Origin of the sequence: Thermocrispum sp. (assembly GCF_002919275.1) — a bacterium.
Classification (GTDB): domain Bacteria; phylum Actinomycetota; class Actinomycetes; order Mycobacteriales; family Pseudonocardiaceae; genus Thermocrispum; species Thermocrispum agreste.
On record NZ_PKFA01000061.1, the window covers coordinates 1 to 26,654 of the forward strand.

The 26,654-nt window shown below is 67.7% G+C and carries 40 protein-coding genes; 37 read left to right on the forward strand and 3 right to left on the reverse strand.

Going from position 1 to position 26,654, the window contains the following annotated elements; all coding sequences use genetic code 11:
- On the reverse strand, positions 1-559 hold a 559-nt coding region (locus tag CXP56_RS16365), incomplete at its 3' end, for a YbaB/EbfC family nucleoid-associated protein (RefSeq protein WP_286901804.1).
- A 984-nt stretch (positions 560-1,543) separates the two neighbouring features.
- Between CXP56_RS16365 and rpsL the strand changes: the two genes are divergently transcribed.
- The 37 genes from rpsL to truA all read left to right on the forward strand — a co-directional run bounded on the left by rpsL (position 1,544) and on the right by truA (position 24,089).
- The gene (gene rpsL / locus CXP56_RS16370) at positions 1,544-1,918 is read left to right on the forward strand and encodes a 30S ribosomal protein S12 (RefSeq protein ID WP_028848708.1); all 375 of its coding nucleotides are present in this window, start codon (positions 1,544-1,546) and stop codon (positions 1,916-1,918) included.
- Positions 1,918-2,388, forward strand: a complete 471-nt coding sequence (gene rpsG, locus CXP56_RS16375) for a 30S ribosomal protein S7 (RefSeq protein WP_028848709.1) — start codon at positions 1,918-1,920, stop codon at positions 2,386-2,388. The genes rpsL and rpsG overlap by 1 nt, the downstream gene beginning before the upstream one ends.
- Positions 2,389-2,458: 70 nt before the next feature.
- A complete protein-coding gene (gene fusA / locus CXP56_RS16380; RefSeq protein ID WP_286901807.1) occupies positions 2,459-4,564 on the forward strand; it encodes an elongation factor G in 2,106 nt (701 codons plus the stop codon).
- 90 nt (positions 4,565-4,654) lie between these two features.
- A complete protein-coding gene (gene tuf / locus CXP56_RS16385) occupies positions 4,655-5,848 on the forward strand; it encodes an elongation factor Tu (protein ID WP_286901808.1) in 1,194 nt (397 codons plus the stop codon).
- Between the two features lie 412 nt (positions 5,849-6,260).
- Positions 6,261-6,566, forward strand: coding sequence for a 30S ribosomal protein S10 (gene rpsJ, locus CXP56_RS16390; RefSeq protein WP_028848712.1), 306 nt, complete (start codon positions 6,261-6,263; stop codon positions 6,564-6,566).
- A 13-nt stretch (positions 6,567-6,579) separates the two neighbouring features.
- Complete coding sequence (gene rplC / locus CXP56_RS16395) at positions 6,580-7,308, forward strand: 50S ribosomal protein L3 (RefSeq protein ID WP_028848713.1); 729 nt, start codon at positions 6,580-6,582, stop codon at positions 7,306-7,308.
- The gene (rplD, locus tag CXP56_RS16400) at positions 7,305-7,994 is read left to right on the forward strand and encodes a 50S ribosomal protein L4 (RefSeq protein WP_028848714.1); all 690 of its coding nucleotides are present in this window, start codon (positions 7,305-7,307) and stop codon (positions 7,992-7,994) included. The genes rplC and rplD overlap by 4 nt, the downstream gene beginning before the upstream one ends.
- Entirely contained in the window at positions 7,991-8,299 is a 309-nt protein-coding gene (gene rplW, locus CXP56_RS16405) for a 50S ribosomal protein L23 (RefSeq protein ID WP_028848715.1), read from the forward strand. Before rplD ends, rplW begins: the two co-directional genes overlap by 4 nt.
- Positions 8,300-8,309: 10 nt before the next feature.
- Entirely contained in the window at positions 8,310-9,143 is an 834-nt protein-coding gene (rplB, locus tag CXP56_RS16410; RefSeq protein WP_028848716.1) for a 50S ribosomal protein L2, read from the forward strand.
- Positions 9,144-9,163: 20 nt separating this feature from the next.
- On the forward strand, positions 9,164-9,445 hold the full coding sequence (rpsS, locus tag CXP56_RS16415) for a 30S ribosomal protein S19 (protein WP_028848717.1): 282 nt from the start codon (positions 9,164-9,166) through the stop codon (positions 9,443-9,445).
- 18 nt (positions 9,446-9,463) lie between these two features.
- On the forward strand, positions 9,464-9,868 hold the full coding sequence (gene rplV / locus CXP56_RS16420) for a 50S ribosomal protein L22 (protein WP_038045510.1): 405 nt from the start codon (positions 9,464-9,466) through the stop codon (positions 9,866-9,868).
- On the forward strand, positions 9,868-10,707 hold the full coding sequence (gene rpsC / locus CXP56_RS16425; RefSeq protein ID WP_286901814.1) for a 30S ribosomal protein S3: 840 nt from the start codon (positions 9,868-9,870) through the stop codon (positions 10,705-10,707). Before rplV ends, rpsC begins: the two co-directional genes overlap by 1 nt.
- A gap of 3 nt (positions 10,708-10,710) precedes the next feature.
- Positions 10,711-11,130 carry a 50S ribosomal protein L16 gene (gene rplP / locus CXP56_RS16430; protein ID WP_028848720.1) on the forward strand — a complete coding sequence of 140 codons (420 nt, stop codon included), beginning with the start codon at positions 10,711-10,713 and terminating at the stop codon, positions 11,128-11,130.
- The gene (gene rpmC / locus CXP56_RS16435) at positions 11,131-11,382 is read left to right on the forward strand and encodes a 50S ribosomal protein L29 (RefSeq protein ID WP_028848721.1); all 252 of its coding nucleotides are present in this window, start codon (positions 11,131-11,133) and stop codon (positions 11,380-11,382) included.
- On the forward strand, positions 11,379-11,684 hold the full coding sequence (gene rpsQ, locus CXP56_RS16440; protein WP_038045512.1) for a 30S ribosomal protein S17: 306 nt from the start codon (positions 11,379-11,381) through the stop codon (positions 11,682-11,684). Before rpmC ends, rpsQ begins: the two co-directional genes overlap by 4 nt.
- Positions 11,681-12,052, forward strand: coding sequence for a 50S ribosomal protein L14 (gene rplN / locus CXP56_RS16445; RefSeq protein WP_028848723.1), 372 nt, complete (start codon positions 11,681-11,683; stop codon positions 12,050-12,052). The genes rpsQ and rplN overlap by 4 nt, the downstream gene beginning before the upstream one ends.
- Positions 12,053-12,367, forward strand: a complete 315-nt coding sequence (gene rplX / locus CXP56_RS16450; protein ID WP_028848724.1) for a 50S ribosomal protein L24 — start codon at positions 12,053-12,055, stop codon at positions 12,365-12,367.
- Entirely contained in the window at positions 12,367-12,933 is a 567-nt protein-coding gene (rplE, locus tag CXP56_RS16455; protein WP_028848725.1) for a 50S ribosomal protein L5, read from the forward strand. Before rplX ends, rplE begins: the two co-directional genes overlap by 1 nt.
- A 4-nt stretch (positions 12,934-12,937) precedes the next feature.
- Complete coding sequence (locus CXP56_RS16460; protein WP_028848726.1) at positions 12,938-13,123, forward strand: type Z 30S ribosomal protein S14; 186 nt, start codon at positions 12,938-12,940, stop codon at positions 13,121-13,123.
- Between the two features lie 74 nt (positions 13,124-13,197).
- Positions 13,198-13,596, forward strand: coding sequence for a 30S ribosomal protein S8 (gene rpsH / locus CXP56_RS16465; RefSeq protein WP_028848727.1), 399 nt, complete (start codon positions 13,198-13,200; stop codon positions 13,594-13,596).
- A 17-nt stretch (positions 13,597-13,613) separates the two neighbouring features.
- Positions 13,614-14,153 (forward strand): 50S ribosomal protein L6, encoded by a 540-nt coding sequence (gene rplF, locus CXP56_RS16470; RefSeq protein ID WP_286901820.1) that lies wholly within the window; start codon positions 13,614-13,616, stop codon positions 14,151-14,153.
- Positions 14,153-14,560 (forward strand): 50S ribosomal protein L18, encoded by a 408-nt coding sequence (rplR, locus tag CXP56_RS16475; RefSeq protein WP_038045515.1) that lies wholly within the window; start codon positions 14,153-14,155, stop codon positions 14,558-14,560. The genes rplF and rplR overlap by 1 nt, the downstream gene beginning before the upstream one ends.
- Before the next feature lie 31 nt (positions 14,561-14,591).
- Positions 14,592-15,212 (forward strand): 30S ribosomal protein S5, encoded by a 621-nt coding sequence (gene rpsE, locus CXP56_RS16480; RefSeq protein WP_028848730.1) that lies wholly within the window; start codon positions 14,592-14,594, stop codon positions 15,210-15,212.
- A gap of 1 nt (position 15,213) precedes the next feature.
- Positions 15,214-15,396: a 50S ribosomal protein L30 gene (gene rpmD / locus CXP56_RS16485; RefSeq protein ID WP_028848731.1), complete on the forward strand. Its 183-nt coding sequence runs from the start codon at positions 15,214-15,216 to the stop codon at positions 15,394-15,396.
- A gap of 2 nt (positions 15,397-15,398) precedes the next feature.
- On the forward strand, positions 15,399-15,845 hold the full coding sequence (rplO, locus tag CXP56_RS16490) for a 50S ribosomal protein L15 (RefSeq protein WP_028848732.1): 447 nt from the start codon (positions 15,399-15,401) through the stop codon (positions 15,843-15,845).
- A gap of 318 nt (positions 15,846-16,163) precedes the next feature.
- Positions 16,164-17,471: a preprotein translocase subunit SecY gene (gene secY, locus CXP56_RS16495; RefSeq protein WP_028848733.1), complete on the forward strand. Its 1,308-nt coding sequence runs from the start codon at positions 16,164-16,166 to the stop codon at positions 17,469-17,471.
- A complete protein-coding gene (locus CXP56_RS16500) occupies positions 17,468-18,025 on the forward strand; it encodes an adenylate kinase (protein WP_028848734.1) in 558 nt (185 codons plus the stop codon). The genes secY and CXP56_RS16500 overlap by 4 nt, the downstream gene beginning before the upstream one ends.
- Positions 18,026-18,030: 5 nt before the next feature.
- Positions 18,031-18,840: a type I methionyl aminopeptidase gene (gene map, locus CXP56_RS16505; protein WP_028848735.1), complete on the forward strand. Its 810-nt coding sequence runs from the start codon at positions 18,031-18,033 to the stop codon at positions 18,838-18,840.
- A 324-nt stretch (positions 18,841-19,164) separates the two neighbouring features.
- Positions 19,165-19,386 (forward strand): translation initiation factor IF-1, encoded by a 222-nt coding sequence (gene infA / locus CXP56_RS16510; RefSeq protein ID WP_005443304.1) that lies wholly within the window; start codon positions 19,165-19,167, stop codon positions 19,384-19,386.
- 35 nt (positions 19,387-19,421) lie between these two features.
- The gene (gene rpmJ, locus CXP56_RS16515) at positions 19,422-19,535 is read left to right on the forward strand and encodes a 50S ribosomal protein L36 (protein WP_028848736.1); all 114 of its coding nucleotides are present in this window, start codon (positions 19,422-19,424) and stop codon (positions 19,533-19,535) included.
- Positions 19,536-19,737: 202 nt separating this feature from the next.
- On the forward strand, positions 19,738-20,112 hold the full coding sequence (gene rpsM, locus CXP56_RS16520; RefSeq protein ID WP_028848737.1) for a 30S ribosomal protein S13: 375 nt from the start codon (positions 19,738-19,740) through the stop codon (positions 20,110-20,112).
- A 2-nt stretch (positions 20,113-20,114) separates the two neighbouring features.
- Complete coding sequence (locus tag CXP56_RS16525; RefSeq protein WP_028848738.1) at positions 20,115-20,312, forward strand: hypothetical protein; 198 nt, start codon at positions 20,115-20,117, stop codon at positions 20,310-20,312.
- A 12-nt stretch (positions 20,313-20,324) separates the two neighbouring features.
- Entirely contained in the window at positions 20,325-20,726 is a 402-nt protein-coding gene (gene rpsK, locus CXP56_RS16530) for a 30S ribosomal protein S11 (RefSeq protein ID WP_028848739.1), read from the forward strand.
- A gap of 23 nt (positions 20,727-20,749) precedes the next feature.
- On the forward strand, positions 20,750-21,355 hold the full coding sequence (gene rpsD / locus CXP56_RS16535; RefSeq protein WP_028848740.1) for a 30S ribosomal protein S4: 606 nt from the start codon (positions 20,750-20,752) through the stop codon (positions 21,353-21,355).
- 150 nt (positions 21,356-21,505) lie between these two features.
- Positions 21,506-22,579, forward strand: a complete 1,074-nt coding sequence (locus CXP56_RS16540; protein ID WP_028848741.1) for a DNA-directed RNA polymerase subunit alpha — start codon at positions 21,506-21,508, stop codon at positions 22,577-22,579.
- Entirely contained in the window at positions 22,579-23,223 is a 645-nt protein-coding gene (rplQ, locus tag CXP56_RS16545) for a 50S ribosomal protein L17 (protein ID WP_286901831.1), read from the forward strand. The genes CXP56_RS16540 and rplQ overlap by 1 nt, the downstream gene beginning before the upstream one ends.
- A gap of 59 nt (positions 23,224-23,282) precedes the next feature.
- A complete protein-coding gene (truA, locus tag CXP56_RS16550; RefSeq protein ID WP_211227677.1) occupies positions 23,283-24,089 on the forward strand; it encodes a tRNA pseudouridine(38-40) synthase TruA in 807 nt (268 codons plus the stop codon).
- Positions 24,090-24,654: 565 nt separating this feature from the next.
- On the opposite strand, the gene CXP56_RS16555 is transcribed toward truA, so the two are convergent.
- Both CXP56_RS16555 and eccE read right to left on the reverse strand, forming a co-directional pair.
- A complete protein-coding gene (locus CXP56_RS16555) occupies positions 24,655-25,377 on the reverse strand; it encodes a hypothetical protein (RefSeq protein WP_286901832.1) in 723 nt (240 codons plus the stop codon).
- Complete coding sequence (gene eccE / locus CXP56_RS16560; RefSeq protein ID WP_286901834.1) at positions 25,374-26,585, reverse strand: type VII secretion protein EccE; 1,212 nt, start codon at positions 26,583-26,585, stop codon at positions 25,374-25,376. The genes CXP56_RS16555 and eccE overlap by 4 nt, the downstream gene beginning before the upstream one ends.
- Positions 26,586-26,654: the final 69 nt, after the last annotated feature.

Genomic DNA, 26,654 nt, shown 5'->3' on the forward strand with positions numbered 1-26,654 from the left:
CGCCGTACGGGCCCGGGGCGCTCGGCGGTGGAGCTGGGCGTGGCGGCGCCTGCGGACGCGGCGGCTCCGGACGGGACGGCTCCGGCGCCGGCTCGTCCGTCGGCCCGAACTGCATCTCCTGCGGCTGCCCGGCGGGCGTCGTCGGGGCTGGCTCTTCGTCGGCCCTGCGCAGTTCCTCCACCGAGACGCCGAACGCCTCGGCCTGTGCCTGCAGGACCTGCTCGCTGATGGCGCCGCCCATGTCGCCCATGTGCGACTCCACCACCTTCGCCTGCTTGCGCGCCGCGGCGGCCACCGCACGGTTGAGCGTCGCCATGATGCCGGCCGACAGCGAGCTGGCCTGCTGGCGCAGCGCCTCCTGGCTCAGCTGGATGTCCTTGATGGCGCCGCCGGGGCCCGCCACCACGCGGATCGACCCGTCCGGAGAGGTCGCCACCGACTCGAGCTCGCCGAGTTCTTCCTTCATGCGCTCCAGCCCGGCGAACTGCTGCTGCGCCTGCTGGATTCTCGACTGGAACTTCTCGAACTCCTTCAGCAGCTGCTCCATCTCGGCTGACACGGCGAACCCCTCACCTGAAGTCGACGGCTGTGGTTGTGCCCATCATGGTGCACTCCCGGCGTTCGCGGGGCTCGTTCGGCGGATTTCACCGTGCTCGGGCGTGCGAGGCTGCACGGGTTCGCCTGCTTGGGCGGCGGGGGACCGCCATGTCCGGCGGCTGCACCCAGCAGCGTGCCGATCCACACGGCCAGGCCGCCGGGGATCGGCATGTGTCCGGCTGGGTTCGGTGGTGTCCGGTCGGGTCGGCGGGTGTCGTACTGAGCGCGGCAGGGTCGGACGGTCACGCCTGTGGGGGTTGCGCGTGGGGGCGGCTCGGCGGAGGCGGGGGATCGGCATGTGTCCGGCTGTTGTTGTTCGTGTGCGGTGGTCGGGCGTCTGTGCCATACGGCAAGCAGAGCCGGAGCCTTTGGTGCGGCAGTATCTGGTGGTCGTTTGGCAGTGTTCGGCTGGGTTCGGTGGTGTCGGGCCGGGTCGGTGGGTGCCGTACTGAGCGCGGCAGGGTCGGACGGTCACGCCTGTGGGTATGGAGCCGCCAGTGCCGGGACGGCTCGGCAGACCGCGGCAGGCGCTTCACGGCCTCACGTGCCCGGACTGCGCCGGTGTTTCGTCGTCGCCGAGACCCGCCCAGCCCGTGGCGCTCGTTGACGTGGGTCGGCCGAGCGGGTACACCTTGAAGTACAAGGAGGCGGTGGCTGGCGCCGTGCGCGGTCGGATGCGCCAAGACCACCCCCGATTGTGGAGCCTGAAAACAGGCGAGTATCTTTGACGTCTGTGCCCGACGTTGTCGGGCTGCTCCGTGTGCTCGTCATACACGTTGCCAGCAACGTGTCCGGCCAGGCGGAGCGACAATCCTCGGCCAACCCGATGGAGCAGTTGCAGGGCTTGTGTGCCTTGTCACCGGGCGACACGCCCGACCTCGGGGACCGGGCGAGACGAAGACAAGACAGACGCGAGCAGTAGCAACACGAGAAGAAAGCTGGTCCATTGCCCACGATCCAGCAGCTGGTCCGGAAGGGCCGCCAGGACAAGGCCGCCAAGCAGAAGACCGCGGCGCTGAAGGGGAGCCCCCAGCGGCGCGGCGTCTGCACGCGCGTGTACACCACGACCCCGAAGAAGCCGAACTCGGCGCTGCGCAAGGTCGCTCGCGTGAAGCTGACCAGCGGCATCGAGGTCACTGCCTACATCCCCGGCGAAGGCCACAACCTGCAGGAGCACTCGATGGTGCTCGTGCGTGGCGGCCGGGTGAAGGACCTCCCCGGTGTTCGCTACAAGATCATCCGCGGCGCACTCGACACGCAGGGCGTGAAGAACCGCAAGCAGGCGCGCAGCCGGTACGGCGCGAAGAAGGAGAAGGGCTGATGCCTCGTAAGGGACCGGCCCCCAAACGGCCAGTGATCAACGACCCGGTCTACGACTCCCCGTTGGTCAGCCAGCTGATCAACAAGGTGCTCAAGGACGGCAAGCGCTCGCTCGCCGAGCGCATCGTCTACCAGGCGCTGGAGGGCTGCCGGGAGAAGACCGGTACCGACCCGGTGGTGACCCTCAAGCGGGCGCTGGACAACGTCAAGCCGTCCATCGAGGTGAAGAGCCGCCGCGTGGGTGGCGCCACCTACCAGGTGCCGATCGAGGTCAAGCCGGGGCGTGCCACCACGCTGGCGCTGCGCTGGATCGTGACGTACGCGCGGGCGCGCCGCGAGAAGACGATGGTCGAGCGGCTGCAGAACGAGTTGCTGGACGCCAGCAACGGTCTTGGCGCGAGCGTGAAGCGGCGCGAAGACACCCACAAGATGGCCGAATCGAACAAGGCGTTCGCGCACTACCGCTGGTGACGGCCGGCACCGGCCCGCGCCCACCCGCGTAGGTCGGAACCCACACGCTTACCGACAAGGGGTTTTTTCGATGGCACGCGACGTGCTGACCGACCTGAGCAAGGTCCGCAACATCGGCATCATGGCGCACATCGATGCCGGCAAGACCACGACCACCGAGCGGATCCTGTTCTACACCGGCATCAACTACAAGATCGGCGAGGTGCACGACGGCGCCGCGACGATGGACTGGATGGAGGAGGAGCAGAAGCGAGGGATCACCATCACCTCGGCTGCTACCACCTGCTTCTGGAACGACCACCAGATCAACCTCGTCGACACCCCCGGCCACGTCGACTTCACCGTCGAGGTGGAGCGCAACCTGCGCGTGTTGGACGGCGCGGTCGCGGTGTTCGACGGCAAGGAGGGGGTCGAGCCGCAGTCCGAGCAGGTCTGGCGCCAGGCGGACAAGTACAACGTGCCGCGCATCTGCTTCATCAACAAGATGGACAAGCTGGGCGCGGACTTCTTCTTCTCGGTGCGGACCATCCAGGAGCGGCTGGCCGCCCGTCCGCTGGTGATCCAGCTGCCGATCGGCGCGGAGAACGACTTCCAGGGTGTCATCGACCTGGTCGAGATGCGCGCGCTGACCTGGCGCGGTGAGGTCCGCAAGGGCCAGGACTACGAGATCGAGGAGATCCCGGCGGAGCTGGCCGAGCAGGCCGCCGAGTACCGAGAGCAGCTCATCGAGGCGGTCGCCGAGACCGACGACGAGCTGATGGAGAAGTACTTCGGCGGCGAGGAGCTGACGCCCGCCGAGATCAAGCGCGGCATCCGCAAGCTCACCATCTCGCAAGAGGCCTACCCGGTGCTGTGCGGCTCGGCGTTCAAGAACAAGGGCGTGCAGCCGATGCTGGACGCGGTGATCGACTACCTGCCGTCGCCGCTGGACATCCCCAGCATCGAGGGCGTGCTGCAGGACGGTGAGACGTCGGCGAGCCGCAAGCCGTCGAGCGACGAGCCGTTCGCCGCGCTCGCGTTCAAGATCATGTCGCACCCGTACTTCGGCAAGCTCACCTACATCCGGGTCTACTCGGGCCAGATCGACTCGGGTGCCTCGGTCGTCAACGCGACCAAGGACCGCAAGGAGCGCATCGGGAAGATCTTCCAGATGCACTCCAACAAGGAGAACCCGGTCGACCTCGCCAGGGCCGGCCACATCTACGCGGTGCAGGGCCTGAAGGACACCACCACCGGCGACACGCTGGCCGACCCGCAGAACCCGATCGTGCTCGAGTCGATGACGTTCCCCGAGCCGGTCATCGAGGTGGCGATCGAGCCGAAGACGAAAGCCGACCAGGACAAGCTGTCCACGGCGATTCAGAAGCTGGCCGAAGAGGATCCGACGTTCCAGGTCAAGCAGGACGAGGAGACCGGCCAGACGATCATCTCGGGGATGGGCGAGCTGCACCTCGAGGTGCTGGTGAACCGGATGAAGTCCGACTTCAAGGTCGAGGCGAACATCGGTAAGCCGCAGGTCGCCTACCGCGAGACGATCCGCAAGACCGTGGAGCGGTACGAGTACACGCACAAGAAGCAGACCGGTGGTGCCGGGCAGTTCGCGCGGGTCATCATCTCGCTCGAGCCGCTGGACACCTCGTCCGCGGACGGTGCGCTGTACGAGTTCGACAACAAGGTCACCGGTGGCCGCATCCCGAAGGAGTACATCCCGTCGGTGGACGCCGGTGTGCAGGACGCCATGCAGTACGGCGTGCTGGCCGGATACCCGCTGGTCGGGTTGAAGGTGACCCTGTTGGACGGTGCGTACCACGAGGTCGACTCTTCGGAGATGGCCTTCAAGGTCGCAGGTTCGATGGCCTTGAAAGAGGCCGCGAAGCTGGCGAAGCCGGTGCTGCTCGAGCCGATGATGGCGGTCGAGGTGACCACGCCCGAGGAGTACATGGGCGACGTCATCGGTGACTTGAACGCCCGTCGTGGTCAGATCCAGGCCATGGACGAGCGCGCGGGCGTCCGTGTCGTGAGGGCACAGGTGCCGCTGTCGGAGATGTTCGGGTACGTGGGCGACCTTCGGTCGAAGACCCAGGGCCGCGCGAACTACTCCATGCAATTCGATTCCTACGCCGAGGTTCCGCAGAACGTGGCGAAGGAAATCATCGCGAAGGCGACCGGGGAGTAGTCCCCGCCGCCCGCGGGCATGGGGTCTCCCCAGGGTCCGCACTACGACCAAAAGCAACGCAAGTCGAAAACAGTCCAGGAGGACATTCCAGTGGGCAAGGCCAAGTTCGAGCGGAGCAAGCCGCACGTCAACATCGGCACCATTGGTCACGTCGACCACGGCAAGACCACGCTGACCGCGGCGATCACCAAGGTGCTGCACGACAAGTACCCGGACCTGAACGAGTCGAAGGCGTTCGACCAGATCGACAACGCGCCGGAAGAGAAGCAGCGCGGTATCACGATCAACATCTCGCACGTCGAGTACCAGACCGAGAAGCGGCACTACGCGCACGTGGACGCCCCCGGTCACGCGGACTACATCAAGAACATGATCACCGGTGCCGCCCAGATGGACGGCGCGATCCTGGTGGTCGCCGCGACCGACGGCCCGATGCCGCAGACCAAGGAGCACGTGCTGCTTGCCCGCCAGGTCGGCGTCCCCTACATCGTGGTGGCGCTGAACAAGGCCGACATGGTCGACGACCCGGAGATCCTCGAGCTGGTCGAGCTGGAGGTCCGGGAGCTGCTCAACGAGTACGACTTCCCGGGTGACGACGCCCCGGTGATCAAGGTCTCCGGCCTGAAGGCACTGGAGGGCGACCCGGAGTGGACCAAGAGCGTGCTCGAGCTGATGGAGGCGGTCGACGAGAACGTGCCGGACCCGGTGCGTGAGATCGACAAGCCGTTCCTGATGCCGATCGAGGACGTCTTCACCATCACCGGTCGCGGTACGGTCGTCACCGGCCGTATCGAGCGCGGTGAGATCAAGCTGAACGAAGAGGTCGAGGTCGTCGGTATCCGCGAGAAGACGCTGAAGACCACGGTGACCTCGATCGAGATGTTCAACAAGATGCTCGACTCGGGTCAGGCCGGTGACAACGCCGCCTTGCTGCTGCGTGGTGTGAAGCGTGAGGAGGTCGAGCGTGGTCAGGTCGTGACCAAGCCCGGCACCACCACCCCGCACACCGAGTTCGAGTGCCAGGTCTACATCCTGAGCAAGGACGAGGGTGGCCGGCACACGCCGTTCTTCACCAACTACCGTCCGCAGTTCTACTTCCGCACCACCGACGTGACCGGTGTGGTGACGCTGCCCGAGGGCACCGAGATGGTGATGCCGGGTGACAACACCACCCTGCAGGTCAAGCTGATCCAGCCGGTCGCGATGGACGAGGGCCTGCGGTTCGCCATCCGTGAGGGTGGCCGCACCGTCGGCGCCGGCCAGGTGACCAAGATCATCAAGTGATTTCCCGGCTGAGGCGGTCGCTGCGCTGACGCGAACGGCATCCGTGCTCGGAAGCGTTCGCGGAAGGCGGTGACCGCCTCAGCGCGCTGGGGGCCGGTTTCACCGTGCTGGCCAGGCCAAACCGCCCCCCGGTGTGCGGGCGTGAAATCGCCTGTGCAACACTAGACGGGTTGCTCGACGTGGGAGCGGCCGATTGTGCAAATCGGCCGCTCCGGCGTGAGTACCTGCCAAGGGATTGCGGCTGATCCGCAAGCCATTGGGCCGCTGCATCGGCGGCCCGCGCAACAAGACCACCCGCAACGACGACTGTTGTGCCCCGGTCTGTGTCCCACAAGCGCGACACACCCGACCGCGTGGACCGGAGCGCAAGCCGTTGACCAGCGGAAACGATACGAAGGAACGGGCTGCCACCATGGCGGGACAGAAGATCCGCATCCGGCTGAAGGCCTACGACCACGAGGCCATCGACTCGAGTGCGCGCAAGATCGTGGAGACGGTCACGCGCACCGGGGCGAGCGTGGTCGGGCCGGTGCCGTTGCCGACCGAGAAGAACGTCTACTGCGTCATCCGCTCGCCGCACAAGTACAAGGACTCGCGCGAGCACTTCGAGATGCGTACGCACAAGCGGCTGATCGACATCGTCGACCCGACGCCGAAGACGGTCGACGCGCTGATGCGCATCGACCTGCCCGCCAGCGTCGACGTGAACATCCAGTGAGGGCCTCAGCGACATGTCTGACAGGCAAGTGAAGGGGATCCTGGGCACCAAGCTCGGTATGACCCAGGTCTTCGACGAGAAGAACCGGGTGGTCCCGGTCACCGTCGTCAAGGCGGGGCCGAACGTGGTGACCCAGATCCGGACCAAGGACAAGGACGGCTACACCGCGGTGCAGCTGGCCTACGGCGACGTCGACCCGCGCAAGGTGAACAGCCCGTCGGCGCGTCGCGAGCTGCGCAAGTCCGGCAAGCCCGCGCGCAAGGTGCGCAACTGGGTGGTGAACTCGCCGCTGGCCGGCCACTTCGAGAAGGCGGGAGTGGCGCCCAAGCGCCACCTGGCCGAGCTGCGCACCACCGACGCGGAGAACTACGAGGTCGGCCAGGAGATCACCGCCGACATCTTCACCGCGGGCAGCAAGGTCGACGTGACCGGCACCAGCAAGGGCAAGGGCTACGCCGGTGTGATGAAGCGGCACGGCTTCCGCGGCCAGGGGGCCAGCCACGGCAACCAGGCCAAGCACCGCGCGCCGGGTTCGATCGGTGGCTGCGCCACCCCGGGCCGGGTGTTCAAGGGCATGCGGATGGCCGGCCGGATGGGCCACCAGCGGGTGACCACGCTCGGCCTGACCGTGCACGACGTCAAGGCCGACGAGGGCCTGCTGCTGATCAAGGGCGCGGTTCCGGGCCCGCGGGGCGGCCTGGTGTTCGTCCGCAGTTCCGTGAAGGGCGGTGCCGCCGAATGACCACCACCGTGGACATCAAGACCCCTGAGGGCAAGAAGTCGGGCACGGTCGAGCTGCCCGCCGAGATCTTCGACGTGCAGGCCAACGTGGCGCTGATGCACCAGGTGGTGACGGCGCAGCTGGCCGCGGCTCGGCAGGGCACGCACGACACCAAGACCCGCGGCGAGGTCCGCGGCGGCGGCAGCAAGCCGTACCGGCAGAAGGGCACCGGCCGGGCCCGCCAGGGCTCCATCCGGGCGCCGCAGTTCGCCGGTGGTGGCGTCGTGCACGGCCCCACGCCGCGCAAGTACGACCAGCGCACTCCGAAGAAGATGAAGAAGGCCGCGCTGCGCGGTGCCCTCTCCGACCGGGCGCGCGCCGGCCAGGTGCACGTGGTGACCGAGCTGGTCACCGGGGAGAAGCCGTCGACCAAGGCGGCCAAGGCCGCGCTGGCCGCGGTCACCGACGCGGAGCGGGTGCTGCTCGTGCTGCACCGCGACGACGAGCTGGGCTTCCTGTCCGCGCGCAACCTGCCGAACGTGCACCTGATCACCCCGGACCAGCTCAACACCTACGACGTGCTGGTCAACGACGACGTGGTGTTCACCAAGGCTGCGCTGGACGTGTTCCTCTCCGGCCCGGCCAAGGGCAAGAGCGCCAAGGCCACCGCCCGCTCGAGCGAAGTGGAAGGGCGTGACGAGCAGTGAGCGCGATCAGCATCCCGGACTACCGCGACATCCTGATCAAGCCGGTCATCTCGGAGAAGTCCTACGGCTTGCTGGAGGACAAGAAGTACACCTTCGAGGTGGCGCCGGACGCGAACAAGACGCAGATCAAGATCGCCGTCGAGAAGATCTTCGACGTCAAGGTCGTCAAGGTGAACACGCTGAACCGGCCGGGCAAGCGCAAGCGCACCCGGTACGGCTACGGCAAGCGCAAGGACCGTAAGCACGCGATCGTGACGCTGTCGGCGGACAGCAAGCCGATCGAGATCTTCGGCTCAACGGCGTAGGGGTTCAACAATGGGTATTCGCAAGTACAAGCCGACGACCCCCGGTCGCCGTGGCGCGAGTGTGGCGGACTTCGCCGAGATCACCCGCAGCCGACCGGAGAAGTCGTTGCTGGTGCCGCTGAGCAAGACCGGCGGCCGCAACTCCTCGGGCAAGATCACCACCCGGCACAAGGGTGGCGGTCACAAGCGGGCGTACCGGCTGATCGACTTCCGGCGCGCCGACAAGGACGGCGTGCCCGCCAAGGTCGCGCACATCGAGTACGACCCGAACCGGTCCGCCCGGATCGCGCTGCTGCACTACGCCGACGGCGAGAAGCGCTACATCATCGCGCCGAACCGGCTCAAGCAAGGCGACGTGGTGGAGTCCGGCCCGTCCGCGGACATCAAGCCGGGCAACAACCTGCCGCTGCGCAACATCCCGGTCGGCACGGTGGTGCACGCCATCGAGCTGCGCCCGGGTGGCGGCGCCAAGATCGCCCGGGCCGCGGGCGCCAGCGTGCAGCTGGTGGCCAAGGAGGGCCCGTACGCGCAGCTGCGCATGCCGTCCGGCGAGATCCGGAACGTGGACGTGCGCAACCGGGCCACGGTCGGTGAGGTCGGCAACGCCGACCACGCCAACATCAACTGGGGCAAGGCCGGCCGCAACCGGTGGCGCGGCAAGCGCCCGAGCGTCCGCGGTGTCGTGATGAACCCGGTGGACCACCCGCACGGTGGTGGTGAGGGCCGTACCTCCGGTGGCCGTCACCCGGTGAACCCGAACGGCAAGCCGGAAGGGCGTACTCGCCGCCGCAAGCCGTCCGACCGCATGATCGTTCGCCGTCGTAAGACCGGTAAGCGTCGCTGAGCAGGAGGAAGGAGTTCGAGATGCCACGCAGCCTGAAAAAGGGCCCGTTCGTGGACGACCACCTGCTCAAGAAGGTGGACGCGCTGAACGAGGCGAACAAGAAGACGGTGATCAAGACCTGGTCCCGCCGGTCGACGATCATACCGGACATGATCGGCCACACCATCGCGGTGCACGACGGCCGCAAGCACGTGCCGGTGTACATCACCGAGCACATGGTGGGGCACAAGCTCGGCGAGTTCGCCCCGACCAGGACCTTCAAGGGTCACGTGAAAGAAGACCGCAAGTCGCGTAGGCGCTAAGAGGGATTGGAAGCAACGATGAACGCCCCAACGAACGCGGCCGAGGCGCAGGAGCTGCCGACGGCTGTCGCGCGGGCTCGTTTCGTCCGGGATTCGCCGACGAAGGTGCGCCGGGTGATCGAGCTGATCAAGGGCCGCAGCGTCGCCGACGCCCTGGCGGTCCTGAAGTACGCGCCGCAGGCGGCCAGCTACCAGCTGGCGAAGGTCATCCAGAGCGCCGCGGCGAACGCCGAGAACAACCTCGGGCTCGACCCGGAGACCCTGTGGTTGAAGAGCGTGACGGCCGACGAGGGTCCGACCCTGAAGCGGATTCGCCCGCGTGCGCAGGGCCGTGCGTACCGGATCCGCAAGCGGACCAGCCACATCACGGTGGTTGTCGAGTCCCGACCGAAGCAGGCTAAGAAGAAGGCAGGTGGCCGGTAGTGGGCCAGAAGATCAACCCGCACGGTTTCCGGCTCGGCATCACCACCGGCTGGAAGTCGCGCTGGTACGCCGACAAGCAGTACGCCGAGTACGTCGGTGAGGACGTCAAGATCCGCAACCTGCTGACCGCGGGCATGGAGCGGGCAGGCATCTCCAAGGTGGAGATCGAGCGGACCCGCGACCGCGTCCGGGTGGACATCCACACCGCGCGGCCGGGCATCGTGATCGGCCGCCGCGGCGCGGAGGCCGACCGGATCCGTGCCTCGCTGGAGAAGCTCACCGGCAAGCAGGTGCAGCTGAACATCCTCGAGGTGAAGAACCCCGAGGCGGACGCCCAGCTGGTGGCGCAGGGCATCGCCGAGCAGCTGTCCAACCGTGTCGCGTTCCGCCGCGCCATGCGCAAGGCGATCCAGACGTCGATGCGGTCGCCGCTGGTCAAGGGCATCAAGGTGCAGTGCTCCGGGCGCCTCGGCGGCGCCGAGATGTCCCGGTCGGAGCACTACCGGGACGGCCGGGTGCCGCTGCAGACGATGCGTGCCGACATGGACTACGGGTTCTTCGAGGCCCGCACCACGTTCGGCCGGATCGGCGTGAAGGTGTGGATCTACAAGGGCGATCTCGTCGGCGGGCTGAAGGCCAAGGCCGAACGTGAGGCGCAGGCGGCCGAGCGTGCCCAGCGGCGGGAGCGCCCGTCGCGGCGCAGGCCCGCGCCTGCCGCGGCACCTGCCCAGGCGCAGGCGGCGCAGGCTGCCGACAGCCAGAAGGCCGACAGTGCCGCCGCCGAGGCTGCTGCGCCCGCAGCGGCGGAGCCGGCGGCTGAGAAGAAGACGGAGGGCTGAGCCATGCTGATTCCGCGCAAGGTGGCTCACCGCAAGCAGCACCACCCGCGGCGCAAGGGTATGGCCAAGGGCGGCACGAAGGTGCACTTCGGCGAGTACGGCATCCAGGCTCTGGAGCACGCGTACGTCACCAACCGGCAGATCGAGGCCGCGCGTATCGCCATGACCAGGCACATCAAGCGTGGCGGCAAGATCTGGATCAACATCTTCCCCGACCGCCCGCTGACCAAGAAGCCCGCCGAGACCCGTATGGGTTCCGGTAAGGGTTCGCCGGAGTGGTGGGTGGCCAACGTCAAGCCGGGCCGGGTCATGTTCGAGATGACCTACCCGAACGAGGCGGTGGCCCGCGAGGCGCTGCGTCGGGCGATCCACAAGCTGCCGATGAAGTGCCGCATCGTTTCTCGGGAAGGAAGTGAGTTCTGAATGGCCGCAGGAACGTCTGCGTCCGAGCTGCGTGAGCTCACCACCGAGGAGCTGGTGCTCCGTCTGAAGGAGGCCAAGGAGGAGCTGTTCAACCTGCGCTTCCAGATGGCCACCGGTCAGTTGGAGAACAACCGCAGGCTGCGGACGGTCCGCTCGGACATCGCCAGGATCTACACGGTGATGCGCGAGCGCGAGCTCGGTCTGTCGGTCGCCCCGGAAGATGACGAGGTCGGAGAGGAAGCGAAGGCATGAGCGACAAGGCGGAGGCGGTCGCCAAGCAGCCTGTGCAGAACCCGGCCTCGGGCCGGAACTTCCGCAAGGTGCGTGAGGGCTACGTCGTGTCCGACCGGATGGACAAGACCATCGTGGTCGAACTCGAGGACCGCAAGAAGCACCCGCTGTACGGCAAGATCGTGCGCTCGACCAAGAAGGTCAAGGCGCACGACGAGGAGAACACCGCGGGCATCGGCGACCGCGTCGTGATCATGGAGACCCGCCCGCTGTCGGCCACCAAGCGCTGGCGGCTGGTGAAGATCGTGGAGAAGGCGAAATGATTCAGCAGGAGTCACGGCTGCGGGTCGCCGACAACACGGGTGCCAAGGAGATCCTGACCATCCGCGTGCTCGGTGGTTCCGGCCGCCGGTACGCGAGCATCGGCGACATCATCGTGGCCACGGTCAAGGACGCCATCCCTGGCGCCAACGTGAAGAAGGGCGACGTGGTGCGCGCGGTCGTGGTGCGTACCAAGAAGGAAAAGCGTCGTCCGGACGGCTCGTACATCAGGTTCGACGAGAACGCCGCGGTGCTCATCCGCAACAACGACAACGAGCCGCGCGGCACCCGTATCTTCGGCCCGGTCGGCCGCGAGCTGCGAGACCGTAAGTTCATGAAGATCATCTCGCTGGCACCGGAGGTGCTGTAGATGAAGATCAAGAAGGGCGACACGGTTCTCGTCATCTCCGGCAAGGACAAGGGCGCCAAGGGCAAGGTCATCCAGGCCTTCCCGCGCGAGAACAAGGTGATCGTGGAAGGCGTGAACCGGGTCAAGAAGCACACGCGCATCAGCCAGACCCAGCGCGGTGGGCAGACCGGCGGCATCATCACCCAGGAGGCGAAGATCCACGTCTCCAACGTGATGCTGGTGGACTCCAACGGCAAGCCCACGCGCGTCGGTTACCGCTTCACCGAGGACGGCAAGAAGGTGCGCATCGCCCGGACCACCGGTGAGGAAATCTGATGACGGCAACCGTTGAGAAGGTCGCGCCCCGGCTGAAGGTGCGCTACCGGGAAGAAATCAGGCCAGCGCTGCAGCGCGAGTTCGGCTACACCAACGTGCACCAGATCCCCACGGTCACCAAGGTCGTGGTGAACATGGGCGTCGGTGACGCCGCTCGCGACTCGAAGCTGATCCAGGGCGCCATCAACGACCTGGCGGCGATCACCGGCCAGCGGCCGGAGATCCGGCGGGCGCGTAAGTCGATCGCGCAGTTCAAGCTGCGTGCCGGCATGCCGATCGGGGCCAGGGTCACGGTGCGCGGGGACCGCATGTGGGAGTTCCTGGACCGGCTGCTGACCATCGCACTGCCGCGTATCCGGGACTTCCGTGGGCTGTCGCCGAAGCAGTTCGACGGGCACGGCAACTACACGTTCGGCCTGACCGAGCAGTCGATGTTCCACGAGATCAGCCCGGACTCGATCGACCGGCAGCGGGGCATGGACGTCACCGTGGTGACCACCGCGAACAACGACGAGGAAGGCCGTGCGCTGCTCAAGCACCTCGGCTTCCCGTTCAAGGAGAGCTGATCCCATGGCCAAGAAGGCACTGATCGCCAAGGCGAAGCGCAAGCCGAAGTTTCGCGTGCGGGCCTACACCCGGTGTCAGCGGTGCGGTCGGCCGCGCTCGGTGTACCGGAAGTTCGGCCTGTGCCGGGTGTGCCTGCGCGTGATGGCGCACCGCGGCGAGCTGCCGGGCGTGAGCAAGTCCAGCTGGTAAGACGACGACTTCGAGATCGCCACAGGCCCGGAGGCAACGCCGGGAACCAGGTGAGAAAGGTTGACAGGCTCATCATGACGATGACCGACCCGATCGCAGACTTCTTGACGCGTCTGCGCAATGCCAACTCGGCTTATCACGACGAGGTCGTGGTGCCGCACTCCAAGCTCAAGGAGAACATCGCGGAGATCCTCAAGCGCGAGGGTTACATCGCGGACTACCGCACCGAGCAGGGGGACAAGCACAAGAACCTGGTCGTGAAGTTGAAGTACGGCCCGAACCGTGAGCGCAGCATCGCGGGTCTGCGCCGGGTGTCCAAGCCCGGCCTTCGGGTCTACGCGAAGTCCACCGAGCTGCCGAGCGTGCTCGGTGGCCTCGGTGTGGCGATCATCTCCACGTCCTCCGGTCTGCAGACCGACCGGCAGGCGAAGCGCAACGGCGTTGGCGGGGAAGTCCTCGCCTACGTGTGGTGAGAGGGGAGGAAGGCACGATGTCCCGTATTGGCAAGCAGCCGATCGCCATCCCCTCCGGCGTCGACGTCACGATCTCCGGCCAGCAGGTCACCGTGAAGGGCCCGAAGGGCACGCTGACGCACACCGTCGCCGAGCCGATCAAGGTGAGCAAGGCCGAGGACGGCACGCTCCGGGTGACCAGGCCGGACGACGAGCGGCAGAGCCGTGCGCTGCACGGGCTGACGCGGACCCTGGTGAACAACCTGATCATCGGCGTCACCGAGGGCTACGAGAAGAAGATGGAGATCCACGGCGTCGGGTACCGGGTCCAGGCCAAGGGCTCCGACCTGGAGTTCTCGCTCGGCTACAGCCACCCGGTGCTGATCAAGGCGCCGGAGGGCATCACGTTCAAGGTCGAGTCGCCGACGAAGTTCTCGGTCTCCGGCATCGACAAGCAGAAGGTCGGCCAGGTCGCGGCGGTCATTCGCCGGCTGCGGCGCCCCGATCCGTACAAGGGCAAGGGCGTGCGGTACGCGGGTGAGCGCATCCGCCGCAAGGTCGGAAAGACGGGTAAGTGATGGCAGCGACACAGCAGGCGACAACGAAGCGCACGCCCGTCGGCAGGGACGTGTCCACCCGCCGCCGCTTGGCCCTGGCGCGGCGCCACGCGCGGCTGCGCAAGAAGGTCAAGGGCACGCCGGAGCGTCCGCGGCTGAACGTGAAGCGGACGTCGCGGCACATCCACGTGCAGGTGATCGACGACATCGCCGGTCACACGCTGGCCGCGGCCTCGTCCATCGAGCCGGACGTGCGTGCGGTGCAAGGCGACAAGAAGGCCAAGGCCGCCAAGGTGGGCGAGCTGGTCGCCCAGCGCGCCAAGGCGGCGGGCATCACCGCGGTGGTGTTCGACCGGGGCGGTCACGACTACCACGGACGGGTAGCCGCCCTTGCCGACGCGGCACGCGAGGCGGGGTTGAAGTTCTGATGCAGGTCAACGACAACGGAAGGAAAGCCTGATGCCGGGACGTACACGGCAAGGCGGCGGATCGGGCTCCGGCGACCGCGAGCGCCGGGAGCGGCGGGACCGTCGTGACGGTGGCCGTGGCGGGGCGGCCCAGGAGAAGAACCCGCACCTCGAGCGCGTGGTCGCGATCAACCGCGTCGCCAAGGTCGTCAAGGGTGGCCGGCGGTTCAGCTTCACCGCGCTGGTCGTCGTCGGCGACGGCGACGGGAAGGTCGGCGTCGGCTACGGCAAGGCCAAGGAAGTTCCCGCGGCCATCGCCAAGGGCGTGGAAGAGGCGAAGAAGAACTTCTTCGAGGTGCCGCGCATCGGCAGCACCATTCCGCACCCGGTGCAGGGCGAGGCTGCGGCCGGCGTGGTCCTGCTGCGCCCGGCCAGCCCCGGTACCGGTGTGATCGCCGGTGGCCCGGTGCGTGCCGTGCTGGAGTGCGCGGGCGTCCACGACGTGCTGAGCAAGTCGCTGGGCAGCGACAACGCGATCAACATCGTGCACGCCACGGTGGCGGCGCTGAAGAGCCTGCAGCGTCCGGAGGAGGTGGCCGCCCGCCGCGGCCTGCCGCTGGAGGACGTCGCCCCGGCTCGCATGCTGCGCACCATGGCGGGGCAGGGGGTGTGACGTGGCCAAGCTGAAGATCACCCAGGTAAGAAGCACGATCGGCACCAAGAAGAACCACCGGGACTCGCTGCGCACCCTCGGGTTGCGCAAGATCCGGCAGTCCGTGGTGCGTGAGGACAGCCCCGAGGTGCGCGGCCTGGTGCACACCGTGCGCCACCTCGTGGTTGTTGAGGAGGTCAAGTAGCCATGGCCATCAAGGTCCACCACCTGCGGCCGGCACCCGGTGCGAAGCGGGACAAGGTCCGCGTCGGCCGGGGTGACGGCTCGGGCAAGGGCAAGACCGCCGGCCGCGGTACCAAGGGCACCAAGGCACGCAAGCAGGTGCCTGCCGGTTTCGAGGGTGGGCAGATGCCCATCCACATGCGGCTGCCGAAGCTGCGTGGCTTCAACAACCGGTTCCGCGTCGAGTACCAGCCGGTCAACATCGGCGACATCGTCAAGGCGTTCCCGCAGGGCGGCCAGATCGGCGTCGACGACCTGGTGCAGGCCGGCCTGGTGCGGAAGAACAGCCTGGTCAAGGTGCTCGGAGACGGTGAGGTCGGCGACGTCAAGCTGGACGTCACGGCGCACAAGTTCTCCGCGTCCGCCAAGGAGAAGCTCAGCGCCGCTGGTGGCAGCGCCACCACGCTGTAACCAGCCGGAGGCAGTCAACCCCTGGTCACGGCGCCAAGGACGCTGTGAGCAGGGGTTGACTCGTCAGAGGGTGTGCACACGACGGGTACGGCATGCCGGTGAGCCAGCTGACTTTCGTCGGGAAATCCGCCCTGGCGGGCAGCTGGGTTTCGCAGGGCTGTTAGGCTTCGCGGAAGCCCAGCGGGGCCGAAGTGCCACGTTGCGCTCTCTGGCGTGCCCGTGCGCCGCACGACACCAGTAGTCCAGACATCCGCCGGCGCCACCGGCGGCCGAGCCCATCGTCGGGCCGTACCGACGATGCAACAGGAGGTCCCCCGCGTGCTCAGCGTCATTCGCTCGGCTCTCGCGACGCCAGACCTGCGCAAGAAGATCCTCTTTACCCTGATGATCGTGGTGCTGTACCGGGTCGGCGCGGTGACCCCGGCTCCCGGTGTGTCGTACGAGGCGGTCCAGGCCTGCCAGCCCGATCAAGGGGAACAGGGCGTCTTCTCTCTGCTGAACCTGTTCAGCGGCGGGGCGCTGCTGCAGCTGTCCATCTTCTCGACCGGGATCATGCCGTACATCACGGCGAGCATCATCGTCCAGCTGCTCACCGTGGTCATCCCGCGCTTCGAGGAGCTGAAGAAGGAAGGCCAGGCCGGGCAGAACAAGCTCACCCAGTACACCAGGTACCTGACCATCGCGCTGGCCGTCCTGCAGGCCACCGGTGTGATCGCGTTGGCGACCCGCGGGGGCATGTTCGCCAACTGCCCGCAGGACGTCATTCCGGACAGCAGCGTGGGATCCACCGCGTTGATCGTGCTGACCATGACCGCGGGCACCGCGGTGATGATGTGGATGGGTGAGCTGATCACCGAGCGCGGCATCGGCAACGGCATGTCGCTGCTGATCTTCCTGAACATCGCCGCCCGCATCCCGATCGAGGGCGAGATCATCCTGAGCAACCAGGGTGGCGCGGTGTTCGCCGTGGTGTGCGTGTTCGTGCTGGCGATCATCTCCAGCGTGGTGTTCGTCGAGCAGGGCCAGCGCCGCATCCCGGTGCAGTACGCCAAGCGGATGGTCGGGCGCCGGATGTACGGCGGCACGTCGACCTACCTGCCGATCAAGGTGAACCAGGCGGGCGTCATCCCGGTCATCTTCGCCTCGTCGCTGCTCTACCTGCCGGACCTGATCAGCAGGCTGGTGACGCCGGAGACGGAGACGAGCTGGTTCAAGCGGGTGATGGCGGAGTACGTCACCAACCAGTCCAACTGGGTGCACATCGCCATCTACTTCGCGTTGATCATCTTCTTCACGTACTTCTACATCTCGATCACGTTCAACGTGGACGATCGAGCCGAGGACATGAAGAAGTACGGTGGCTTCATCCCGGGCATCCGGCCCGGCAGGCCGACCGCCGAATACCTGCACTTCGTGCTGAACAGGATCACCCTTCCGGGGTCGATCTACCTCGGCATCGTGGCGATCCTGCCGAACTTCTTCCTCGACCTGACCGGTGAGGGCAACAACCAGAACTTCCCGTTCGGCGGCACAGCGGTGCTGATCATGGTCGGTGTCGCGCTGGACACGGTGAAGCAAATCGAGAGCCAGCTGATGCAGCGCAACTACGAAGGGTTCCTCCGATGACCAACCGGCTCGTGCTGGTCGGCCCTCCGGGAGCCGGCAAGGGAACGCAGGCGGTCCGGCTCAGCGAAGAGCTGGGCATCCCGCACATCTCCACCGGTGATCTGTTCCGCGCGCACATCGCGCAGGAGACGGAGCTGGGTCGCCAGGTCAAGGAGTACCTCGACTCCGGCAAGTTGGTGCCGGACGAGGTCACCAACGCCATGGTGCGCGAGCGGCTGGCGTCTCCCGAGGCGGCGAACGGGTTCCTGCTGGACGGCTTTCCCCGCAACGTCGGGCAGGCCGAGGAGCTCAAGCGCATCCTGGCCGAGTCAGGGCACGAACTGGACGCCGTGGTCGAGCTGCGGGTCGACGAGGACGAGCTGGTGAAGCGGCTGCTGGCGCGCGGCCGCAGCGACGACACCGAGGACGTGATCCGGCACCGCCAGCAGGTGTACCGCGACGAAACCGCCCCGCTGCTGGAGTACTACGCCGATCGGCTGGTCACCGTGGACGGTGAGGGCGAGATCGCCGAGGTCACCGCTCGGGTGCTGGAAGCGCTCAAGCAGCGGTCGTGACCGGGTTGTTCGGCAAACGGCGTGGCAAGCGCATCGAGCGCAAGACGCCGGGCGAGCTGGAGGCGATGCGGGCCGCCGGGCTGGTGGTGGCGCGCACGCTGGCGGCGGTGGTGGCGGCCGCGCGGCCCGGGGTCAGCACGGGTGAGCTGGACGAGCTGGCCGAGCAGACGATTCGCGACGCCGGTGCGGTGCCGTCGTTCAAGGGCTACCACGGCTTCCCGGCTTCGCTGTGCACGTCGGTGAACGAGCAGGTGGTGCACGGGATCCCGAGCCGGAAGCAGGTGCTGGCCGACGGCGACCTGCTGTCGGTGGATTGCGGCGCGATCCTGGACGGCTGGCACGGCGACGCGGCGGTCACCGTCGGCATCGGTTCCGTGGCGGACGCGGATCATGCGCTGTCCGAAGCCACCAAGGCCGCCATGCAGGCGGGGATCGAGGCCGCGCGTCCCGGCGGTCACCTGACCGACATCTCGCACGCGGTGGAAACCGCCGCGCGGCAGGCGCGCGAGCGGGACGGCGTCCGCTACGGGCTGATCGAGGAGTACGGCGGCCACGGCATCGGGCGGCAAATGCACATGGATCCGTTCCTGCCCAACGTGGGCAAGCCGGGTCGCGGTCCGCGGCTCGAGCCGGGTGTCACGCTGGCCATCGAGCCCATGCTGACCGGCGGCTCGGCGGACACCAAGGAGCTGGACGACGGCTGGACGGTGGTCACCGTCGACGGATCACGGGCCGCGCACTGGGAGCACACGGTGGCGGTCACCGACGACGGGCCGTGGGTGCTGACCGCGCTCGACGAGCCGAAGGCGGCCTGAGCCGCCGGGAATCATCCGCCAGGCCGGTGCGTTGATGACAGGGCAAGCACTGATTCCGCGCGATCCCGGCCGAAATTGCGCCGCAGAGTAGTCAACTGATCACTCAGGGTGTGAAAGGGCTCGCGGATGCCGACCGTGGAGCCTTGGGGCATCGTCCCAGGGTGACCCCGGTTTCACAGCGGAATCGGACATGCGTACACTTGGAGACTGGCGTTTCACCACGTCCATTCCTTTGTGCCTTCATCTGCTCATGGGATGCGGCACGGTGTGCGTCGATCATAAGCGCACTTTCACACTGTTCAACCATCACGAAACGCGGAGGACATGGCTAAGAAGGACGGGGCCATCGAGGTCGAAGGCCGCGTAATCGAACCGCTTCCCAACGCGATGTTCCGCGTCGAGTTGGAAAACGGACACAAGGTCTTGGCGCACATCAGCGGCAAGATGCGGCAGCACTACATCCGCATCCTGCCCGAAGACCGAGTCGTCGTGGAGCTTTCGCCCTACGACCTGTCCAGAGGCCGCATCGTCTACCGCTACAAGTGAGCGGTTGAGCAGGGCACGAGCAGGAGACGACAGACGTGAAGGTCAGGCCGAGCGTCAAGAAGATCTGCGACAAGTGCAGGGTGATCCGCCGGCACGGGCGGATCATGGTGATCTGCGAGAACCTGCGGCACAAGCAGCGTCAGGGCTGATCACCGCGCACCAGCGCCAGATATTTGACAGCTGAACACATCTCCCCATGCCTGCCTCGGCGTTCCGCCGAGGTCGACCCCCGGACTTCAGGCCGGGGCCGGGACACGCCGAAGCGCAAGCGGGCGTGACTGACGAGCGAGTCGGTCCCGGGAGCGGATGGGGAGCAGACCTGAAGAACGACAGACAAGGAGTACCGCGCCAATGGCACGACTCGCCGGCGTGGATCTTCCCCGCGACAAGCGGCTGGAGATCGCGCTGACCTACATCTACGGCATCGGCCGTACGCGTTCGAAGGAAACGATCGCGGCGACCGGGCTGAACCCGGACATCCGGGTGCGGGACCTCAGCGACGAGGACATCGCGAAGCTGAGCCGCTACATCGAGGACAACTACACCGTCGAAGGTGACCTTCGGCGGGAGGTGCAGGCGGACATCCGGCGCAAGATCGAGATCGGATGCTACGAGGGTCTGCGCTGGCGCCGCGGCCTGCCGGTGCGTGGTCAGCGCACCAAGACCAACGCGCGCACCCGCAAGGGGCCGAAGAAGACGGTCGCAGGGAAGAAGAAGGCCAGGTAACCGTGAGCATCCAAGGCAGGAAGATCGTGCGCATGGGCCAGGCCCAGCGCTACGGGACCTGTGTGTCGCCGCGGTCGCTGTACGCGCGGCCGATGGCCCTGCGGCAGTTGTACACCGACGCAGGCACCCTCATCCGGCGCGGCCAGCGGGAAGCCGCGGCCGCTGCCGCAGCAGCAGCTTCGCAAGAGAACTCGCGCTAGGAGTCATCAAGCATGCCACCCAAGTCCCGCGCGGGGGCCAAGAAGGGCCGCCGCAAGGAAAAGAAGAACGTCCCGCACGGACACGCGCACATCAAGAGCACGTTCAACAACACCATCGTGTCGATCACCGACCCCAACGGTGCGGTGATCTCCTGGGCGTCGGCAGGCCACGTGGGCTTCAAGGGCTCGCGCAAGTCCACGCCGTACGCCGCGCAGATGGCCGCCGAGAACGCCGCGCGCAAGGCCCAGGAGCACGGCATGAAGAAGGTCGACGTGTTCGTCAAGGGCCCCGGCTCCGGCCGTGAGACGGCGATCCGTTCGCTGCAGGCCGCCGGGCTCGAGGTCGGCAACATCCAGGACGTGACCCCGCAGCCCCACAACGGCTGCCGCCCGCCGAAGCGGCGCCGGGTCTGAGGCGAGGGGAGGAGTAGCACACCATGGCCCGTTACACCGGACCTGTCACCCGGAAGTCGCGCCGGCTCAAGGTCGACCTGGTCGGCGGAGACAAGGCGTTCGAGCGGCGCCCGTACCCGCCCGGTCAGCACGGCCGCGGCCGGGTGAAGGAGAGCGAGTACCTGCTGCAGCTGCAGGAGAAGCAGAAGGCTCGCTACACCTACGGCGTGCTGGAGAAGCAGTTCCGCCGCTACTACGAGGAAGCGCACCGCAAGCCCGGCAAGACCGGTGAGAACCTGCTGCAGATCCTCGAGTCGCGGCTGGACAACGTGGTCTACCGGGCTGGCATCGCGCGCACCCGGCGCCAGGCCCGCCAGCTGGTCAGCCACGGCCACTTCCTGGTCAACGGCAAGAAGGTCAACATCCCCAGCTACCGGGTGTCGAAGTTCGACATCATCGACATCCGCGACAAGTCCCGCAACATGCTGCCGTTCGTGGCGGCGAAGGAAGCCTACGGCGAGCGGCCAGTGCCCAGCTGGCTGCAGGTGGTGCCGGAGACGCTGCGCATCCTGGTGCACCAGCTTCCGGAGCGGGAGCAGATCGACGTTCCGGTGCAGGAGCAGCTGATCGTCGAGTTGTACTCGAAGTAGCCCGTGGTCGCCCCGGTGGCGCAGCAGCCACCGGGGCGGCACTGCGGCGCGTCCTCAAGACCTCCGCAGCGGCACGCACAGGCCCTTGCGGGGGCACCACAAAGAAAACCGATGTCATATGGCGGGCATCGGGAGAAAAGGAGAAGGTCAATGCTGATTTCTCAGCGTCCCAGCCTGACCGAGGAGCCGGTCAACGAGACCCGCTCCCGGTTCGTGCTCGAGCCGCTCGAGCCGGGCTTCGGATACACCCTCGGCAACTCGCTGCGCCGCACGCTGCTGTCGTCCATCCCGGGCGCGGCCGTGACCAGCATCCGCATCGACGGGGTGCTGCACGAGTTCTCCACGGTCCCCGGGGTGAAGGAAGACGTCACCGACATCATCCTGAACATCAAGGAACTGGTCGTCTCCTCCGAGGAAGACGAGCCGGTCACCATGTACCTGCGCAAGCAGGGCCCCGGTGAGGTCACCGCGGCGGACATCGTGCCGCCCGCCGGCGTCACCGTGCACAACCCGGACCTGCACATCGCGTCGCTGAACAGCAAGGGCAAGCTCGAGATCGAGATGGTCGTCGAGCGCGGCCGCGGGTACGTGCCCGCGATGCAGAACAAGCAGGCGGGTGCGGAGATCGGCCGCATCCCGGTCGACTCGATCTACTCGCCGGTGCTGAAGGTCTCCTACAAGGTCGAGGCCACCCGTGTCGAGCAGCGCACCGACTTCGACAAGCTGATCCTCGACGTGGAGACCAAGCCGTCGATCACCCCGCGGGACGCGGTCGCATCGGCGGGCAAGACGCTGGTCGAGTTGTTCGGCCTGGCCCGCGAGCTGAACGTGGACGCCGAGGGCATCGAGATCGGCCCGTCGCCGCAGGAGGCGGACACCATCGCCGCCTACGCGATGCCGATCGAGGACCTGGACCTGACCGTGCGGTCCTACAACTGCCTCAAGCGCGAAGGCATCCACACCGTGGGCGAGCTGGTGTCCCGCAGCGAGGCCGACCTGCTGGACATCCGCAACTTCGGCGCGAAGTCGATCGACGAGGTCAAGATGAAGCTCGCCGGTCTCGGCCTCACCCTCAAGGACAGCCCGCCCGGATTCGACCCGGGTGCGGCCGCGGTGTCCTACGAGGGCCAGGGCTGGTCGTCCGGCTCGACGGCGAGCGCCGGGAAAGACATCGGTAACGATCTTGGCGACGGCCAGGATTACGCAGAGACGGAGCAGCTGTAATGCCTACCCCAACCAAGGGCACGCGGCTCGGCGGTTCGCCGGCGCACGAGCGGTTGATGCTGGCCAACCTGGCCACCTCGCTGTTCGAACACGGCAGGATCACCACGACGGAGGCCAAGGCGCGTCGGCTGCGGCCGCTGGCCGAGAAGCTGATCACCAAGGCCAAGCGGGGTGATCTGCACAACCGCCGGCAGATCATGAAGGTCATCCGGAACAAGGACGTGGTGCACAAGCTGATCGCGGAGATCGGCCCGCACTTCGCCGACCGCCCCGGTGGCTACGTCCGGATCACCAAGACGCTGCCGCGCAAGGGCGACAACGCTGCGATGGCCGTGATCGAGCTGGTGCAGGAGAAGGTCGCCGCGAAGGCCAAGCGCACCGCCAAGAAGGCCGCCAAGGCGGAGACCAAGCCTGCCGCGGAGGAGACCAAGGCCGAGGCTGCGGAAGCCAAGGCGGAGGCCGCCGAGGAGCAGGCCGAGGCCAACGCGGATGCCACGACCGAAGCCGCCGAGGAGGCCAAGGCAGAGGACGCCGCGGCGGAGCAGGCCGACCAGGCGGAGGAGCCTGCCGAGCAGGCCGCCGAGCCGGAGGCCAAGGAAGAAGCCAAGGACGAGGCCAAGAGCGACAAGGACGGCGAATCCTGATTCGACCGGATCGTCCCGACGAGCCCGCTGCCGATCACACCGGTGGCGGGCTCGTCCGTCTGCGCTGGGACATCAGCTACGACGGCACGCACTTCTCCGGGTGGGCCAAGCAGCCGGGCAGGCGCACGGTGCAGGGCGTGCTGGAGGAGACCACCGCGCAGGTGTTGCGGATGTCCGAGCCGGTGCGGTTCACCGTGGCGGGTCGTACCGACGCAGGCGTGCATGCCAGCGGCCAGGTCGCTCACGTCGACTTGCCGCCGGTGGATGTCGAACGGCTGCTGTACCGGCTGCATCGTGCGCTGCCCGAGGACGTCCGGGTGCTGGACATCCGGCCCGCGCCGCCGGGTTTCGATGCGCGCTTCTCGGCGATTCGGCGGCGCTATGTCTACCAGGTTTCCGACGCCCCGTGGGGTGTCGATCCGCTTCGCCGGTTCGACACCCTGGGGTGGCCGAAGCCGCTCGATGTGCAGCGGATGAACGCGGCGGCGGAGGCGTTGCTCGGGCTGAACGACTTCGCGGCGTTCTGCAAGCAGCGGCCGGGGGCGACGACCATCCGCGAGCTGCAGGAGCTGCGGTGGGAGCGGGCCGGTGAGCACCTGCTGCGTGCCCATGTGGCGGCCGATGCGTTCTGCCACTCGATGGTGCGCAGCCTGGTCGGGGTGCTGCTGCTGGTGGGGGACGGCCGTCGGGACGTGGAGTGGCCCGCCGAGCTGCTGCGCCGCAAGCAGCGGGACAGCGCGGTCGCCCCGCCGCACGGACTGACCCTGGTCGGGGTCGACTACCCGCCGGACGAAGAGCTGGCCGCGCGTGCCGAGCAGACCAGGAACGTACGCGCCGCCGTGGAGCCGCGGGAACAGCACAGCTAGCGGTGCGGCCGGCCGCTGATCATGCCTGCGGACGACCACGGGCGAGTCTCCGCGGGATGAGCCCTTCAGCGGCGTCTGGGCGCGACGACGCTGAAGTGCAGCCGTGTCACGCACGATCCACTTCGGGTCGTGGCGCTCGCTCGCCTTCGAGTCGTGGCGCTCGCTCCACTTCAGGCCGCGGCGCAGCTGGGGTGGGCAGCTCCCCACCTGCCGCCATGATCACCCACACGGTGTACTTCGGCTCGTGTCGCGGCGCGGCCCGCGGCGTCGTGAACATCCGCTTGGGCAGCGGTTCTCTAGCTGACGTCTGCCTCGCCCGGATTGTCGTCGAGATAGCCGCGACCGCTATGGGCAGCGGTGGCGGGACGGCCTGGAGCGACAGGCCGTCTCGCAGCGCCCTAGGGTGCCCTGGGCTCTTTCTCTCGACGAGCGTTGTTGCTCCCGAGCTGATGGGGCGCCTCGTCCCGGGTGACCGGCTCGAGGTCGGGTCTGTCCGCGTCGCGCTCGGGCGTCGTGGAGCACTTGCCCGTTCGCAGAGTGCTGTTGTCCCGGGGCCGATTGCCGCCTAGTCCCGGGTGACCGGCCCGAGCAGCTGGGCTTCCCGCTGCGAGTTGGTCACCAGCCGGAACGGCCGCCACAAGTTCCGGCCCAGCGCGATCACCTGGTCGTCCTGCAGCCCGGTGAGCTGGTTGGTCATCTGCGGCGGCAGGTTCCAGATCCGGCCGGCCAGCTCCGCCTGGCCCACCGGCAGCCGCTGCATCAGCACCAGGTCCGCCGAGTTGGCCAGCGACGTGGCCTGCGGGTGCAGGTACGGCAGCACGTAGATGGTGGTGTGCCACGGCGTCCGCGGTGGGAAGAGATCCTGCGGCGTCGGGCCACCGTCGTGCACCACCAGCAGTGGGGCGTTCTCCGACGCCCTCGGCAGCTCGACCGGGGAGAGCCGGCGAATCTGCACGTGGGGCAGCGGGCGCCCGTCCGGCTGGGTGCCCGCCGCCTGCTGGATCGGGTACCAGGCCTGCTCGCGACCGGTGGCGACGATGATCCACGCGCCGACCGCCATCGCCCGCAGCGTGACCTGCCTGGCCAGGTAGAGCCCGCCGACCAGCACGATCCTGGTCGGTTCGGAACGCAGCGCGGCGACGGACAGGGGCGTGCCGTTGGCGTCCTGGCCGAGCACGATCCCGCCCCGGTCGCCGGAAGGGCTGATCGCGTCCAGCAGCGTCGGATCGACGGTGAACTCCGGAGCGACACCCGCCTTGTGTGCGGTGTCCCGCAACCGTGAACTCACGTGGCCCCTCCTAGCGGCAAGGTGGCGGTCAGACCGGCGACCTGCTGACCGCGCAGCGGCGTCAGTGCGATGTCCGCGTTCTCGGCGAGCTTGGTCAGGTGCTTGTCGGCAGCGGCCAGCTCACGCTCGTTCCGCGCGCTGATGCGGACCACGCCGCGCAGCCCGATGGTGCCTTCGTCCGGCGACGGCACGATGGTGATGGCCACCGTGGCCGACAACGCACGCAAGCTGGTGAGGTTGTTCAGCGTGGCGTTGACGCGTCCCTTCGGCCACCGGGTGATCGCGTAGCTGGAGTGCCGGACACCACCGGCGGTGACCCGCATCTTGTGCTCGGTGAGCTTCACTCCGCCACCGGCGGCCACCGCGGCGTTGAGCTCGGCCGCGGTCACCCCGGCGCGCAGCAGCTCGTCCGGGTCCAGCGGGCGGGTCGGCACCCCGCGGGACTCCAGGGCGCTGCGCACACGCGACAGCGCACCGATCAGCGCACGGTGGGCACCGACGACGCCACCACCACGTTCGCGGATGGCCGCCGGGCAGCGGAGCGGGTCCAGCCGCACGGCGATCCACGTGGTGCGGCGCGCGGCAGCGGGCAGCGGGCCGAGCACCTCCATGTAGGAGTTCAGCGCGGGCGAGTCGGCGGGGAGCGCCGCGCTGCCCGGGTAGGAGTGCCAGATCGCCTGGATCGAGTCCAGCACCACGCCGCGGTCCTCCAGGCACGGCTGCAACACCGACAGCGGCAGCGACGAGGAGTCCGTGGCGTTGCTGATCAGCGCCGGGGTCGGCTCGACGAGCAGCACGGCGGTCCAACAGCCGTCGTCCCACGCCAGGCCGACCGGCTTGCGGTCGTGATCCCGGCCGCGCGCGACCACCAGCTTGGGGATGGCCGCACGCAGCACGTTGACCCGCGGATCCGACGGGCCGATGACCGAGTCCTCGCTCTCCTCGGACAGTTCCTCCAGCGAGGCCTGCCGGACCGGCGGCCGGGGCATGTTGTGCTTGCGCAGCGCGTACCGCAGCTCCAAGCCCAGCCACTGGGTGAACCACTGGCCACGCCACCGCAGCATGGCCAGGACCAGCGCGACCAGCACGATGCCGATGGCGATGAACACGGACGCCTTGTTGCGCATCGCCGCGATGACGATGGCCCCGATGGCCACACCGAGCTCGATGGTGACCAGGTTGGCCACCGGCAGGCCGAACAGGTTCATCGTCGTGGCGTTGCGCCGGGCCGGCCCGACCGACGTGGGCCGGGGCGGCCGCTGCGGCGGCGGGCCCGC